The sequence below is a fragment of the Burkholderia sp. ABCPW 11 genome (genome assembly GCF_001523445.1).
Taxonomy (GTDB): domain Bacteria; phylum Pseudomonadota; class Gammaproteobacteria; order Burkholderiales; family Burkholderiaceae; genus Burkholderia.
Map to the genome: position 1 here is coordinate 18,063 of NZ_LOVM01000027.1, position 16,134 is coordinate 34,196.

At 58.0% G+C, this 16,134-nt stretch carries 12 protein-coding genes; 3 read left to right on the forward strand and 9 right to left on the reverse strand.

Annotated features, from left to right (window positions below; translation table 11 throughout):
• Positions 1-82: 82 nt before the first annotated feature.
• Together WS61_RS10275 and WS61_RS10280 are read left to right on the forward strand one after the other, a co-directional pair.
• Entirely contained in the window at positions 83-1,186 is a 1,104-nt protein-coding gene (locus WS61_RS10275) for an alkene reductase (protein ID WP_059500388.1), read from the forward strand.
• Positions 1,187-2,145: 959 nt separating this feature from the next.
• Positions 2,146-3,912, forward strand: coding sequence for a hypothetical protein (locus WS61_RS10280; RefSeq protein ID WP_059500389.1), 1,767 nt, complete (start codon positions 2,146-2,148; stop codon positions 3,910-3,912).
• 208 nt (positions 3,913-4,120) lie between these two features.
• On the opposite strand, the gene WS61_RS10285 is transcribed toward WS61_RS10280, so the two are convergent.
• From WS61_RS10285 to WS61_RS10310, 6 genes are all read right to left on the reverse strand, one after another.
• Entirely contained in the window at positions 4,121-4,996 is an 876-nt protein-coding gene (locus tag WS61_RS10285) for an arginase family protein (RefSeq protein WP_059500390.1), read from the reverse strand.
• Between the two features lie 204 nt (positions 4,997-5,200).
• The gene (locus tag WS61_RS10290; protein WP_059500391.1) at positions 5,201-6,163 is read right to left on the reverse strand and encodes an ABC transporter permease; all 963 of its coding nucleotides are present in this window, start codon (positions 6,161-6,163) and stop codon (positions 5,201-5,203) included.
• Between the two features lie 24 nt (positions 6,164-6,187).
• Positions 6,188-7,195, reverse strand: a complete 1,008-nt coding sequence (locus WS61_RS10295; RefSeq protein WP_059500392.1) for an ABC transporter permease — start codon at positions 7,193-7,195, stop codon at positions 6,188-6,190.
• The gene (locus tag WS61_RS10300; protein ID WP_059500393.1) at positions 7,192-8,700 is read right to left on the reverse strand and encodes a sugar ABC transporter ATP-binding protein; all 1,509 of its coding nucleotides are present in this window, start codon (positions 8,698-8,700) and stop codon (positions 7,192-7,194) included. The genes WS61_RS10295 and WS61_RS10300 overlap by 4 nt, the downstream gene beginning before the upstream one ends.
• A 67-nt stretch (positions 8,701-8,767) precedes the next feature.
• Positions 8,768-9,766 carry a sugar ABC transporter substrate-binding protein gene (locus tag WS61_RS10305; RefSeq protein WP_059500394.1) on the reverse strand — a complete coding sequence of 333 codons (999 nt, stop codon included), beginning with the start codon at positions 9,764-9,766 and terminating at the stop codon, positions 8,768-8,770.
• A gap of 17 nt (positions 9,767-9,783) precedes the next feature.
• Positions 9,784-10,977: a porin gene (locus tag WS61_RS10310; RefSeq protein ID WP_059500395.1), complete on the reverse strand. Its 1,194-nt coding sequence runs from the start codon at positions 10,975-10,977 to the stop codon at positions 9,784-9,786.
• A gap of 421 nt (positions 10,978-11,398) precedes the next feature.
• Between WS61_RS10310 and WS61_RS10315 the strand changes: the two genes are divergently transcribed.
• A complete protein-coding gene (locus tag WS61_RS10315; RefSeq protein WP_059500396.1) occupies positions 11,399-12,340 on the forward strand; it encodes a helix-turn-helix domain-containing protein in 942 nt (313 codons plus the stop codon).
• A 118-nt stretch (positions 12,341-12,458) separates the two neighbouring features.
• Here the strand turns inward: WS61_RS10315 and WS61_RS10320 are convergent, their stop codons facing one another.
• The 3 genes from WS61_RS10320 to WS61_RS10330 all read right to left on the reverse strand — a co-directional run bounded on the left by WS61_RS10320 (position 12,459) and on the right by WS61_RS10330 (position 16,124).
• Positions 12,459-12,794, reverse strand: coding sequence for an EthD domain-containing protein (locus WS61_RS10320; RefSeq protein ID WP_157692718.1), 336 nt, complete (start codon positions 12,792-12,794; stop codon positions 12,459-12,461).
• Between the two features lie 241 nt (positions 12,795-13,035).
• Complete coding sequence (locus WS61_RS10325) at positions 13,036-14,709, reverse strand: glycoside hydrolase family 3 protein (RefSeq protein ID WP_059500398.1); 1,674 nt, start codon at positions 14,707-14,709, stop codon at positions 13,036-13,038.
• A gap of 62 nt (positions 14,710-14,771) precedes the next feature.
• Entirely contained in the window at positions 14,772-16,124 is a 1,353-nt protein-coding gene (locus WS61_RS10330; RefSeq protein WP_059500399.1) for an MFS transporter, read from the reverse strand.
• Between the last annotated feature and the right edge of the window lie 10 nt (positions 16,125-16,134).

The window sequence follows — 16,134 nt, forward strand, 5'->3', positions numbered from 1 at the left end:
TCGTACGGCCCACTCGGTTGATCGCACTTAGAGCGGGCTGGTCGTCGTTATACCAATTGTGGTGGCTTTATCAGGAGCACATATGAGCAGTTTGTTTGATCGATTTGAGCTAGGAGATCTCGATCTCGCGAATCGTCTAATCATGGCGCCTCTTACTCGCGCACGGGCAGCGCACGGCGACGTGCCGACCGAACTCATGGCTGAGTACTATGCGCAACGGGCGAGCGCGGGCCTGCTGATCTCCGAGGCAACGAACGTGAGCCCGATGTCTCGACCTTTCGATCGTGCGCCGGGGCTGTATACCGAAGACCAGGTAAGAGGGTGGCGCTTGGTGACGGAAAAGGTACACGACGCCGGCGGACGCATCTTCGCGCAGCTCTGGCATGGCGGGCGAATTGGTGCGATGGGGTTGCTGGACTGGCAACAACCGATCTCTCCATCTGGCTTCAACGACGACATCGAGAGCCTCAACGTATGGGGCCTCCTTGCTAACGGCAACTATGTCAGAGTGACGGCGACGCCGTCGCGTGCCATGACGGTGGATGAAGTGCACTCAACCGTGCACGAATATCAGCAGGCGGCTCGAAATGCCGTGGACGCAGGCTTCGACGGTGTGGAAATCCACGCTGCAAGCGGGTATCTTCCTCACCAGTTCCTCTCCGCGCGTGTTAACCGACGTACGGACGAATATGGCGGTTCGGTTGAGAACCGAGTGCGCTTTTTGCGGGAGATCATCGATGCCGTGTCGCAGGTGATTCCGCCTTCGCGAGTGGGTGTGCGGATATCTCCATATGCTGCCTACAATGGCGCGCTCGACGACCAGGTCGAAGAGACGTATGCATATCTTGCCGACTTACTGAATAGGAGGGAGGTTGGCTATTTGCACATCGCCGATACGAACGGATGGTTCGGGACACCTGACCTCGAAAAGATTCTCGGAATCGTGAGGCCTCATTTCAAGGGCGCCTTGATTGCGAATGGCGGGATCTCAGTGGACAGCGCGAAAGCTCTGGTCGAAGACGAGCGAGTGCAGCTCGTTGCGTTTGGGCGAAGCTTCATTTCAAATCCCGATTTGGTCGAGCGCATCAAGGCGGGAGCGCCGTTGAACGCATTCCAAGAGAAGGGGATGTATGCGGGCGGAGAAATCGGGTATACGGATTATCCGCGCTATGGCGAGTACGAGTGATCAGGCTTAGGCAGGGTACGATCATTCACGATTGCGCCTCGTAAGATCCATGCGCACCACAAGTTCGCGAGGACCGACGCGCTGACGAAGTAACGGTGCCAGCCCGTTTCGTTGCCGCGGCCACTACGGCCGCGGCATGATGCCTGGCGATCAAAGCGGGTTTCCTGCAGCTTCTAGCACCCACCACGTTGGACCGCTATCAAACATAGCGCAAACACCGCGTTCCCCGAATCGGATCTGTGCGAGCGTTGACCCTGAAGCTTCGGCCGAAGTTGGGGAACAACTCGACTGGTCTAATGCAGATCATATTGAATTGCGGGTAAGCGGCCGGGCAACCCGTCTTGAGTTTGGCCGCGGCGCTTGGGAGTATCGTGTCCATCTAACGAATAAGCGGACACGTGAACACTATCGAATCGGAAGTACTCCCCGAGCGTCGTCGTCGGCAACGCTACACCGACGAGTTCAAGGCGTAGGTGGTTGCAGCCTGCCAGGGAATCGGCGTATCGGTTGCTGCTGTCGCGCTTGAGCCTAGGCTCAACGCGAACCTGCTGCGGCCCTGGATCGATCAGGCGGAAGGTCGACTTCCCAAGAGACCAACGGGCAGTCCGCCGGCCGCGCCACCGTCGCTGCCAGCCTTTGTCGTGGTGGCACTCGGAACGCCGAGTCCACATTCACCAGAGATCCGCATCGAGGTACGCCGCGGAGATCAGTCGATCGCGGTGAGTTTGCCGGCATCCGAGGAAACCCAGTGTGCCGCCTACCGCATCGCTCGCAGCCTTTCTCGACCGCCGCATAAACTCGCCGTCAAGATGGGTTAGCTGGCCGCTTACTGTCTGATCGCTACTCGTCCAGAAATACGTATGCTAGCCTGCGTTATGCACTCATTCTTGTAGATACATGTGGGCCCAAACAGCTGCCAGCAAGAGACCTTGGGGTTTGGCATTTCAAAGGGATTAGCGATGAACCGAGACTGGATTCTGCAAACAAAAGAAACGCGCCGAACCTTCGCTGGGGCAACTTGGGTTCCTTTGAGGGCGTCGCACAACGACGAGCAGGGTGACGTTCGGAAGGTGGGCTATGTCAGCGAATACTTCGGGTGTGGGTCTGTTGCGTTCCCACCGGAGCATCGTGAGGTCGCGGAACGACTTGGCTGGTCGGATATCGGAATCGGTCACAATGTGCAGCCGTATGCTTACGAGGATGGACACTATTCGCCTATCGATCAGTATCAGTACAACGACAAGGAACCCATCGGAGTCGAACTTGTTTTCGAACATCCACAACCTGTCATTGGTGGAACGCAGTGGATTCTGAATCCCGATCTTGTCGTTGCTCTGCATCTTATAAAGGACGGAAACAACTGGGTAAGGCCGGAAGAAGATTTCGTGGTCGTAGCCCGCGAGGTTCTTGATGAAAAGGGAAAGTTTCATCTGATCGAGATCAAGCGCGAATTTCTCATGGATTATTTGGCAGCTAGGAACCTTTCGCTTCGCCTCTCTTACTACCGCCAAAGAGTCGAAAACGTCGCCGCGCTCGAAGGCAGCGCATACGAGAATCTGGAGGACCGCGAAGAAGAACGGGACGGCGGGCGGTTAGAGCTTCGCGTCCGCAGCTTGGACGATGTGTTCGGCGGAAGTTGGGCAAGCTTCCGGGCATGGCGAACCGATGTTGATGAAGATGAAGACGCTCCTGTGATGGGGCCCGAAAGCGATGACAACACTGATTATGAGACAGCGCAGGGGCATCACAGCGGTTCAGATGGTGTGCGGGTCGAGGGCGAATTTTGGCGCGACGAATGGATCGAACACCAGGGGCAGAGCGTTCGCGTTAGAGGCGACGCGGATCGGAACCTTCCTCAATTCATCGTTGAGACTGACGGAAAGCGAATGGCGTCATCCGATTTAAACAATGAGGATATCGGTCGTTGGCTGTGGTTCCGCTCTAGCATAGTAACCGAACTGCTTGGCCATCGCGGCTTTTCTCTTGAGTGGTACACAGCGGAAACGGGCGGTATTCGCTCCACTTCTGGTTACGTCGCGCACTTCGGAATTAACGCGTCCGATTTAGTCACGGTCTACGCCCATGATGTTGCGCGCGTTTCCGCATGGGAGCAGCACGTTTGGGCGGCTCACAACGTGGTGCCTGATGGAAAGGTTTCCAATGAGTTGCTGTCGGCGCAAGTGAAGGCGCAGGTAGCGCCCACGCATGCTGTCGAAGAATTGTTGTTTGCAAGCATGCGGATGCTAGAAGGGGGCTTTCGCGAGAGCTTCAATGTCGGGCTGTACACACACGAGATTGATGATGCGGAAGTCATGCAGCACGTGTCGCGCTTCGCGAGCAAGGACCAATCTTCATTGCTCAGGCTCGCGAAGGAGCTTGTTCGGGTGTTTTCGGATCGTCTCGATGTGCGCGCACTTCGCAAGCTTTCGACACATGCGGAAAAGGAGAAGCTGGGATCAAACAAGCTCCTTCAGGATATCTTGGCGGAAAAGGTTGGAGCCGAGAAAGCTCGCCACATCTTTGGCCCTATCGCTGGCACCTATGATATGCGGGTAGGTGACGCGCATCCGACCAGTTCGAAGATCGGAGAAGCGCTCAAGCTTGCCGAAATTGATGTGAGCCGTTCGTTCATGCGGCAGGGCGAGCAACTGATCCACAATTTTGGACGATCAATCTGGTGGATAGGCAAATTGCTATTTTCCGAGTTGGAAAAGGAAGGAACCTAGGCGGCGCGATGCGTTATCTAGAGATGCGGGCTTGGGGTCGATGTTCGATAGTGCTCTCGGCCCATTGGCTCTCGGAAATAAATCGACGCTCGCGTGGGAACGTGTTTGTTTAGGCGCAGGGGCCTAATGTGCGGGTGACCGGTGACATGTCCGTATGGACTTGATGGTCGACGCAGATGCCCTGTAGGGCACCTGCACGTGTTGATCGTCAAGCCAGCAAGGGAAGCTGCGTCAACATACGCTTCATCGCAAGAGCGTCCCACGGGAGATGCTCGGTGATACCGAGGCCGACTACGTCGGTCACGTTGGCGACATCGTTGATAAGTCGAACGACCTGCTCGATCGACATGGAGCCTTGAGGGATTCCGTCGAATGTGCCGGCGGGTGCTTGCGGATCAGCGAAGAGAAGGGACCGGAACTGAGCTGCATCCAGGACGTCCAGATCGAAGTGAATCGCGAGATGCTGTGTTTTCGTTTCCTCAAGCCAGCGCAGTACGGGTTCACTGCTGGTCGCGAGTTCTTCGGGACCTGCTCGTCGGAGGGTATGTCGATGGATAAAGGACTCCTCCGGCGGCGAAGCCGGTTTGAGTCCCGCATACATCACCCGTGCAGGCTCCAGCGGACGGCTTACCGCTTCTACGAAATCATGGTCACCTTCGCCGAGGAGGTTTCCGAGGACCATCGCATGGGCGTGCTGGAACTCGCTCGGCGTCATGATGTCCGGATGCGCGTCGATCCATAGAACCGACAATTTGCCGTCGTACCGTTCGTTCAAATAGGCGAACGGTGCCAGATCTACCAGGCAGTCGCCGCCAAGCACTACGATACGGTCCGGCATATGGCGGTCAATGCAACTCCGTGCAGCTCGCAGTTGTTCGAGCAGAGCGGTCCGGGCGACGATACCATCTTCAAGCGGCAACGGGCGGTCGGTCGGTGGTGCAACCTCAACCGTTTCGACAGGGCCGGTTGCCGGTGGGGCGAGCCACGAGAGTAACTGCGCGCCAAAATGGTAAGGGGGGTTGTTGCCACCCTGCCATTGAGGCATCAGCAAGCGCAAGGTGTTTTTCGCATGATCGGAGGACATGATTCCTTCTCCAGTAAAAGAAATAATAGCTTCACTGAAACGGTAGTCCGGAACTGGTCTGTGAGCGTCGATAGATATGCTCGGCGTGTCAATAACCGCGAGTCCCCGGAAATGGGGGTTGAACCAGCTCGGAATGCGGTGGATTGTTGCGACGCGCAGTGCAGGCCTGCCATTGACAGTGACGCCCGTCGCAATCCGGTGTACTCAGCCCCGACTCGGTGTTCGCAGAGATGCAGAAATGCGACGGGGCAGTGTGTCGCGGCGATCCATGACGAGAACGACGAATAACATCGTGCCGTTGAGGAGCAGTATCGTCGACGACGGAACGCCCAGAAGGCTGAGACCATTGTTCAGGATCGCGAGCGTCAATGCTCCGCAGGCAATTCCCGCTGGTGTCCCGACACCTCCCGTGAGTGTGACCCCACCGATAATCGCTGCCGTTGCGGCTTGAAGAACGAGGTCACCTCCGAATCTTGACGACGCGGTCGAGAGGCTGATCGATGTCAGCGCACCTGCTAGTGCGGCCAATCCACCCGACAGTGCAAACGAGGCGTAGAGCGCTATCGATACGTTGGCGCCCGCCATTTCGGCCGCCTTCCGATGGCTACCTGCCGCTCGTATGTCGCGGCCGAGTCGCGTAACGGCAAGGATCAGAGCAACGAGCAGGAAGCAGCCAATCGCGATAAGGCTTCGCGTCGAGAAGATGCCGGCTATCGCCTGATCGAGCAGATCTGCCTCTTCGAAGTTGTTGTAGGCCAGTACCTTGCCACCTTCCAGCCAGACGGCGAGCCCGTTGAGCAAAATCATCGTTCCGAGTGTTGTGACCAGCGACGAGACGCGCAGCGTACGCGTAAGTGCACCATTCACCACACCAATCATGATGCCCGTGGTTATCGCGAGGACGACTCCCAGTATGGCATGTGCTTCTCCCGTTTTCACGAGAACCAGTCCGGCAACGGCCGAAACCGCGCCCACGCTGAGATCGAACTCACCGGCGACCATCGTCATCGAGATGCCCAGCGTAACGAGACCGAGCAGCGCAAATGCCTGCATTAGCGCGTAGACGTTTCCGACAGCGAGAAAGTCGTGGTTGAGAAGAAAGAAGATTATCAACAACGCGATCGGAAGTGCAGGCCGCCAGTTGATGCGCAAAAGGATTGTATTCATGGCAATCGGAGATTCGATAAGCTGTTAGCGACGCTTGCCGCCAAGGACGGCACCAATCGCGACCGACAAGAGCACTGCTGCGCCTTTGACGGCGAGTTGAGCCTCGTACGGAAGGTTCTTTACGAGCAGCAGGTTGCCGATAATCGCGAGGAATAAGGCACCGAATGCCGCGTCCGAGATGCGGCCGCGACCTCCCGCGATCCCGATCCCGCCGACCAGCACAGCGGCGATCGCGCTGAAGTTCAGGTCGCTTCCGACGAGCAGGTTGGCAGTAGCGGACTGTGACGCGATGAGTACACCAGCTGCTGCTGCAGCGCCGCCTGCGAGTGTGCAACTCAAGAGAACGGTCGTCCTGCCTCTCAAACCAGCGATCCGAGCGGCCACACGATTGATGCCAACAAGTCGCAACTCGCGGCCGAATCGCGAGCGTTGAACGACAAGCTCGAGCGTAGCGGTCGCAATCATGAGGATTACCCCCTGATGCGGTAATCCCGGGAATACCACACCGAGGCCCAGCCACGATGCGTCGCCTTCGCCAATCAGAGTACGTCCGCCGGTGAGCAACGAGGCGATACCGGTGATTACCGAGGCCGCCGCGATGGACGTGATAATGGGATTGCACCGCAGAAATCCGATCGCGATTCCCTGAAGGGAGCCAGCAACGAGGCCCGTCGCCAACGCCGCAAGAGAAGCCGGCACTATGCCGAAACCGAGCGTTGAGACGAATACGATTGCGGAAAATGCTGCAGTCGCGCCTGTCGACAGCAGGAACAGTTCGCCACAAAGTGTCACGGCGGCGAGCCCAATGGCCGCGATGCCGATGGCCGCTGTCGAATAGATGATCGCTGCCAGATTGGACGCGGAGGCGAAGTTCGGAACGATGGCTCCGGCGACGAGTAGTACGGCGACGCACAGGATACGGATCGACGTTGCTTGCACGCGGTTGGGGCTGAACTGACTACGGAACCACATATAGAGCCTTGAGTTGGCTTTGCCGGGTGCGTGCGAGACGGAGTGGGCTGCGACTTTCATGCGGCCTCCGAGGCACTCGCGCCGTGCAGGATGTCATGGAGAATGTCGTCGCTTGTCGTTCCGGCCCGCTCGAGGAGACGAACGACATTGCCGCGATAGATTGTTACGATGCGTTGCGCGACCTCCATGATCTCCTCCAGATCTGTCGAATAGAAAATCACGGTCATCCCCGTCCGTGTCATTTCGCGCAGCCGCGCGTAAATTTCTGCGCGCGCCCCGACATCGACACCGCGGGTCGGCTCGTTGAGTACCAGCACGCGAGGTCCAGTGGCGGCTGCTTTCGCGATTGCAACCTTTTGCTGATTCCCACCGCTGAGCGTCGAGACATCGTGAGGGAGCCGGGTAGGGTCGATCTGGAACTCGGTTGCAAGCGAAAAGGCGCGAGCTTGCTCCGCATTCGAAGAGAGCCACCCTTTAGCGCTGACCGTGTCAAGGATCTGTGATGTCAGATTGATCCCGATAGCGGCGTCAAGGAAAACGCCCTTTCCGGCGCGGTCTTCGGGCACGTAGGCGATACCCGAACCGAGCGCGCGTTCGATGCTGTTCAGATGAATCGGCTCGCCGTCCACTTCGACGTGCCCGGTGTATTCGGCGTGCATGCCAGCAAGCGCCTCGACGAAGGTTTCGGCTCCCGAACCAAGTTGTCCCGCGATGGCCACGATTTCGCCTTTGGCAAATGCGAGCTCGACCGAGTTGAACCGGCCAGGAAGCGATAAGGCGCGCGTGCGGACACGGGGAACGCCGGAGGGCTGCAGTTGCGAAGATGGCGCCTGTGCGCCTCGGACCAAGTCGCGGCCGATCATTCCACGTACCAGTTCGGGGCCAGTGATTTCGGGCGTCGGCCGTGTCCATATGTGTTGACCACTCCGGAACACAGTAACTCGGTCCGTCAATGCGAAGATTTCGTCAAGGCGATGACTGATGATCACGAGCGAAGCTCCGTTGTCCCTAAGGCGACGAAGAACCGTAAAGACTCGCTCGATTTCGGCGTCGGACAAGGTGGCAGTCGGCTCGTCCAGCAGTAGGACTTTCGCACCCCGTGCAACGCCGCGTGCAATTTCGACGAGTTGCCGCTCGGCAAGGCTTAAAGTCGAAGCCGGTTGAGCTGGATCGATGTGCGTGAGGCCGACAGCATCAAGATGCTCACGTGCGATTGCTGCATAGCGGTTCCGTAGATAGATCATCCCTACCTCGGATGCCCCGAGCATGATGTTGTCCAGTACGGAGAGGTGGGGAACAATCGACAACTCTTGATGGACGATCGAGATCACCCGGGGATCGACGCGTTCGCCTAGAGGTAACGATTGTCCGTCGACGGTGATCGACCCAGAGTCTGGCTTGACGAATCCGCCGAGGATTTTGACGATCGTGCTTTTGCCGGCGCCATTCTCACCGCATAGCCCATGAATTTCCTGGCGCCCGAGTTCGAAGTTGACATCGCGGAGTGCCTGTATCCCGCCGTATCGCTTGCTCAGATTCTGCGCGATCAATATGGAGTCGGACATGATGCTTCTCTATGAAAGGATGACGGGTATCGCGATGGATACCCGTTTGTTCGTAATGCAGATCAGCTTATCGGGATGCTGCCGGCCAAGGCTTGCAGACGTGGTCGACGTCGTCCTTTGCCGTGACGGCCGGCGAAGGTACGTACCGGACCTTGTCGAGCTTTTTCCCGCCGAGCGCTTCGACCGCGCTGTCGACGGCGTAGTGCGCTTCGTCCATCGGCGACTGAAGAACGGTACCGTACAGTTTTCCGGACTTCAGTAAGCCGACACCGATCGGCTCGCAGCCCATGCCTACGACCGACAGCTTCGAAGGATCCAGGCCGGCTCGCTCAGCGGCGACAACCGCGCCGGCCGCCATTGCGTCTTCTTGTGCGAAGACACCCTTAACGTCCTTCCCGAACTTCGTGAAGAGGCCGGCCGCGGCTGTCGTCGACGTACCTTGGTCCCAATTGCCGGGCTGCGAGCCCACGATTTTGATACCGGGCGCGAGCTTGGCCAGTTCTTCTCGGAAGCCCTTGGATCGCGCGATCACCTGAGCCTGGCCGACATAACCCGTGATCTCGATGATCGAGCCGGTATTCCCGAGGCCCTTTGCCTTGAATCCGTCGACCATCAGACGAGCGGCGGTACGCCCTTCGGCTTCGTGGTCGCCGCCGGTGTACTGCAGCCACATACTGTCGTACTTTTGGTCCGGAAGGACGTCCGTCAGAAGGAGGGGAATGCCAGCCTGCTTGATCTTGTGCATCGATGGGAGGAGTGCCGTGCCATCGATGGCCCAGAGGAGAATTGCGGCAGGCTTTTGGGCGATCGCCTGATCGACTTGGGAGGCTTGCTGTGCCGCATCGAACTTGTTGGTGACCAGTTTGAGGTCGATGCCCTTTTGCCTCGCATACTGCAGGGCGGTCGTGTTGTACGCCGCGCAGTATCCGCATACGTCGTCTGCGGCGAGCAGAATGACTTTCGGGTTCGACTGGGCGGCATGCGCCGGGCTAGCGATCGCAGCCAGGGTCACGACGACCGCGGCCACATGACGCACGAGCGGAACCATGGATTTCTGGATGAACATGGCGATTGGTCCGTAGGTTAGAAGGAGTGGGAAATGCCAGCCATCACGCCATACTGGTTGACCGACTTGAGGTTCGGGTTGTCGGTCCCGGTCCAGTAAAAGATCTGGTCGCGTGCGGCGCCGCCACGGAGACGGTAGGTGTCTGCCTCCAGATAGAGCTTCGTCCGCTTGGACAGAAAGTACTGCGCCGACAGCGCTACTACGTTCGCGTGTCCGGTGCCGCCGCCGGCGCTGATGCCGTAGATCTGTCCGCCGCCGCTGCCGCCGGACGCGGTAATCCCCGGAGTGCACACGCCGTTACACTCCGACTGTTGGTAGTAGAAGTAGCCGCCGGACAGCAGGAACGCCGGGGTTACTTCGTACTGGGCGCCACCGAAGTAGAGATTGCGCCGTTGGCTTTCGGCGCCGCTCATGGCGTTATGCATGTATCCGGCAAACAGCGAGAGCTTGCCGACCGTGTACCGGCCCCCTGCGGTCCAGTCTTGCACAAGAGTGGTACCGTCCGTGCTCTTGAACTGCTCATATGCGCCGCCGATCAAGGCGTTCGACATCGTGTAGGTAGCGCTGCCACCGAAGGTTCTGCCTTTCGCGACACTTCCCGGCTGTCCGCCCAGTCCATAGTCCAACTGAATGGAGACCGGACCGAAAGACTTCTGATACACGGCGCTGCTGTTAGTGCGGTAGCCGAGCGCGAAATTGTCACCGGCAACGTAGAACGGCGATGCACCGTCGACCCAGATCGGTGCGTACCCGAACAGAACGTTCATGGCGTTGTACTGGTGGCCGAACGTCAGCTCACCATACTTGTCGGAATCCAGACCGACGAATGCCTGGCGCCCGAAGAGTTGCGGACTGGTGCTGACGGGCGGCGCAGAACCATTCGCGGCCGAGAATTGGTTTTCGAGCGTGAAGACCGCGCGGGTGCCGCCACCGAGATCTTCGGTGCCTCTGATACCCCATTCGTTCGGATCCATCCCACCGGTGGAAAGATAGGTGTTGGCGTGTTTCCCGTCGAAAGCGGAAACGTATCGAACGCCGGCATCGATTTTCCCGTACAGCGTCACGCTCGACTGCGCGTGGACGCTTCCCGAGCACGCGAGCGCAAGCGCCCCTGCGGCAAAACACGAGAGGCGAACGGAAAGGGATGCGACCTTGTTCCCGTGGCCCGATGCACGACGAATCGTGATGTTTCCCTGCACTTCGATTGACATGAAGCTTTCCCCCAAATGGCGATAAGTGGCGTTTGTCGTTGGCTCCTCGGATGACGATGACTGTACGAATGCGAAATTCGACGCACTCGCTTGAGAACGCCATGTGTTGGACTTGACTCGCCAGTTTTCGCAACAATGATTGATTAGACATTTGGTGTGGGAGGGAAAACGCTCGTTGCTGGAAACCCTCAGATAGAGCAAAGTTACTGTCACCGGTGCGACATTTATGGCGGTGCCCCTACGAGGCACCGGGGGTCTTGGATACCCGTCCAAATTGGTGCCTTCGGCACTCTCGCGGCGCGCTGCCGGACCGACGTTGTGAATCCGATGGCCAGAACGGTTCGACGAAGTGCAAACGGTGCGCTAATAGTTGGTCTGGTTTTTGCTTTGTGTATGGTGTTTATTGTTTTGGTATAGCGCTATGGCGACGACACATTTCTCCACTTCCGAGATCGCACCGCTGGATCGCCTCGAGTTCTGGCAGGACGTGGTTTGTCGCACATACGTGTCGGTGGATTGCGATTCGCTTGATGGGCAACTGGATGCTGAAGTGACCGTGCGTCCGTTTGGCTCAGCGCAATTGACGGATATTTCGTCGACAGCGACGTCTTATGCGCGAACGATGGACACCATCCGGCAGCACCCTAGCGAAGACCTCCAGGTTTGTCTGATCCAGGAGGGCTGTCTTTCGATAGAGCAAGGTGGCCAACGTGCGGTACTCGGCCCCGGTGACATCGGGTTGTACGACGCGGCGCAACCGTTTTCGCTGCTTTTCGGGGAGCGCTACAGAGCGCTGAACATGAAGGTACCGCGGCCGGTTTTGCTGGCGCGCGTTTCGGACGTTGACAAGCTGATGGCCCGGCGATTTCCCGGTGACTCAAAGCTTGGGTCGCTCGTCAATTCACTGCTTCGTGAGTCCGTCAGGGTCGGCGACTTTGCGGATGAGCGACTAGCTGCCCGTCTGAGCGGCTCGGTCGTCGATATCCTGTCAGCCGCGATCGAAAATGAATTGCTCGGGTGCAGAGAGAACGACTCGCGGCAAGGCGCCCAGCTCGAGCGCGTCAAACGCTACATGCTCGATCGCCTTGGCGATGCCGATCTTGATATCGCGGTGATTGCGGCCGAGTGTCATATAGCGCCGCGCACCATACACCGTCTGTTCGCGATCGAGGGGACAACTGCGATCCGGTGGCTGTGGCAGAGACGATTGGCGGCGAGTTACCGTGCGCTCGCCGAAGGACAAGTCCGGCAAGTTTCTGAGGCTGCGATCATCTTCGGTTTCAGCGATTTTTCGCATTTCACTCGTGCCTTCAAGAAGGCGTTCGGTATCGTGCCGAATAGTCTTCTCGGTAAGGCGCATTGATGTCGTAGCCCTGCGGCGCGAGAGTCCTCTACGCGCTTCGCGAGCGCTTTTTCGGTCTTGTTCTCGGATCCCTTCTTTGGTTTGCCGGGTGAATGCGTGGCGTTCACCCGGCAAATGCTCAAACCACCTTGCGAAGCACCAGTGGAAGCGTGACCATCGTGTCGAGATCGATGAATTCGAGGGTGTCCGCCTGAACCGGAATGTTCTCAGGCGAATTCCATGCGGCTTCGGCAGCCTCTTCACTTTCGAACGTGTAGACGGAAAGTGCATCGAAGCCGGGCGGGATGTGTGCGTGAACATCGCCGCGGTTTGCGTCTCGAACGGGGTAATGCCGGTACTCAAGCAGTCCCGGCAGCTTTGCCGCGATGGGACCGTGAACGACTTTGTAGTGGTGCTCGAATTGTTCGCGCGTCAAGCCAGGCTTGCGTTTAAACAGAAAAGCGATGGTATGCATCATATTGTCCAGCAAGTAGAGGTAGTGATCGGAGGTTCTACCAGCCGCTGCGCCTTTGACAGGGCAGTCGACATGATTGACCCAATCAGATTAATGTGAACGGCTTCGGCTGACCTGTCTGAGGGTGACAGTTCGTTGGTTTGATGCTGCCACTGCGGTGGTCATCCAGGCGACTATCCGGTCATGGCGGACGCAGCCTGGTCATGTGGGCGCATCCAATCGGCGAATGCGCCCGGCGTCGTCAAAATCGCGCGTCTCCTAGCCCGCAGAACGCGTCGACAGGGCTATCCGTATTCCACGGTTGCCGCCCCAATAGACATTCGACAACCGCCTTCTGCACTTCATGCAACGTACTGTATGCATTGATGTAGGTCGGGACGCGTGGGGCATCATACAAATGATATGGATGCCCAAACGAAATCATTACCGTAGGAATCCGATGCCAATATCGCTCCATGGCGCGGCCGATTCCGCCGCCGATACTCGCCCAGTCGATGAAAATTCGACTGCGGGTCAGTAGAGATTCGTCGCCTAACGCATAGATGACGAGATCGAAGTCGTCCGGAGAGACTGCCAGCGAAGGGTCGTAAGCAACGACCGTAAAGCCTTCGTCGCGAAGGAGATCAGGGAGCGCGAACTCCGCGGGTCCGACCAACGGATGGGTGATTCCATTCGTAATAAAAAGAACCCTACGAGAAACGGCCGGATCCAAAGGGAAAATCGACTGCGTATCTTTCACCAGCGTTGGTGATCGTGCAATTACGGCCGAAGAGCGTGCAGTGCTCTCGGGCTTGGCGAAGTGTTGGCGTATTGAATCGGGCGGAGCCAACAGGGGGCGACTGGGATCGTGGAGTCGTAGCGCGGCCTTCATGCCAAGCATTCTGACGACTGCCTCGTTGAACCGTGATTCTTCCAGCGTTCCGTTGGCCAGCGCAGAATCAATTGCTGCCATGTCCTTTTCGGGCTCGATGGAGAACAGAACGACGTCGCAACCGCTCGCGATGATCTGCGGGATCGCTTCAGTTCGATCGCACCACGCGCCGAGACCTGCCATTTCGGTTGCATCGGAGACGATGAGGCCGTTGAATCCAAGTTCCTCGCGCAACAGCTTTTGATTGAGCAGGTAATTGATCGATGCCGGACGATATGCCTCGACGCCGGCGTCCGGAACGTGCTTCTTGACGTACGCCGGAAATGCGATGTGTCCGGACATTACCGACATGACGCCGGCGTTGATCATCGTTCGGTAGAGGCGTCCGAAGTGACGTTCCCACGTGTCGACATCAAGCGGATTGATCGTGGTGACCAAATGTTGGTCTCGATCGTCGAATCCTTCGCCGGGCCAGTGCTTCACTGTTGCTGCAACACCGGTTTCCTGCATGCCGCGGATGTGCGCAAGTGCATGTCGTTCGATGCGTGCAATGTCGCTGCCGAATGAGCGCGTTCCAACGATTGCGCTCCGAAACGCAGCGTTGATGTCGATAACCGGAGTAAATGACCATCGGATGCCTAGCGCACGCCCTTCGCTGGCTAGAATGCGGGTACAAGCTTGCGTCGCATCGACATCGTTGACCGCAGCTAACCCTAGCTGATTTAGCACTGCGGTGCCGAAAGGAAAGCTCTGGCGGCTTCCTTCCAGGTCCGCAGTGATCACCGGTGGAACGGTACTCGAGTCGATGATGCTGGCCAATTGTGAACGCTCATACTCGATATCGCTCGTGAAGAACCGGGTCACGCCACCTGGCTTCAGTCGGCGGACGAGGTCGAAATCCTCCTCGCGGGTGCCGAGTAGCAGCAGGATGAAAAGCTGGCTGATGCGTTCAGCGCGCGTAAGCTGCGCGAAGGTTTTTCTTACCCATTCGATTTCCACGTCGCCCAGGTTGAAGGGTGACTTTCTCAACAGTTCATCGTTCACGTGTAGCGTCTCTTAGTCATGGGGTTCGGTATAGAGGAGCGGACAGGGTCGCGCGACCGGCGTCATCCGTTCGCAGCTTCTCGTTTTCGACGGGCAACCTGCAACTGTGACTCGAGCTCGCTTCTTACGGCTTTTGTGACGGGGAAGTACATGGCGGCCACGGAAAAGCACACATAGCCGACGGCTGGGAAGATCGTCATCATCATCGTGATGCCAGCCTGCGTGGTTCCAGATTGTGCTGCGTTTGCGACGTATCCATAGTGGGTCAGCGTGTAGCCAACCAGCGCACCCCCAACCCCCGAGCCGAGCTTCATCGCGAACGAGACCGAGCTTGCAGTGAGGGCGACGACGCGTCGGCCGCTATCCAGCTCGATATAGTCCGCGCAATCCGCGACCATTGCCCAAAGTGCCGGCGCACCAACGCCCACGCCCATCAGTGCGAGAAAGACGCAGGCGTTCAGCGCGATTGCGTGGCCAGGTTCGACGAGATGCATGGCCATTGAAAAAACGGCGCCCCAAAATCCCGCGACTACCGCCAACAAGCGCGAATCTAGAACCTTGACAAGCGCCATGTTGAGAATCGCGCCGAACAGCATTCCGCACGTCGCGACAGTGAAGAAAGTCGATGCTGCGGACTCTTCGAGGAACACATACTTAAGGAAATACATGCCGCTGTAGAACGGGAAGAGCGAGAGGGAAAACATCATGCAGCCCATGATTAGCAGCATCCACCAAGCACGTGAGGCGAATACGGTCCGGAGGTCGGACCGCAGATTCGACGGTTGCCGGTATTGATGCACGACACGCTCCTGCGTCAATCCGAAGCATGCCCACCAGCCGATGACGGCTAATACGGCGAGAAAGGCCGTGGCAAGTTGATAACCGCGTGCGCTGTCGCCACCGAACCAGTGCACGACCGGTAGCGTGACGAGATTGACGACGATGCCGCCAGAGAATGCAAAGATCATTCGATACGTCGTGAGTTCGGCCCGCGCGCGTGGATCGCTCGTGAGAACTGCTGGCATCGAACCGTAAGGGATGTTAACGACGCTATACAGTGTCATGAGCGCGATATATGTCACGTAAGCCCACGCGAGCTTGCCCCCCGACGCCAAGTCCGGCGTCGAATAGGTCATGAGTGCGACGACCGCGATCGGGATTGGCGTGAACAGCAGATACGGCCGAAACTTGCCCCAGCGTGTCCTGGTGCGGTCTGCGGCAGCGCCGACTACCGGGTCGACGATTGCGTCCCAGACGCGTGCCACGAACAACAGCGTACTGGCTGCAGCTGCCGCAAGGCCGAATTTCTCGGTATAGAAGAACAGGAGGTACGTGTTGACGCTATTGAAAATCAGATTGCTCGCGAAATCGCCGAGCCCGTATCCGATTTTTTCGGAAAGTCTCAAGTTCTTCATTTTTTGCCCT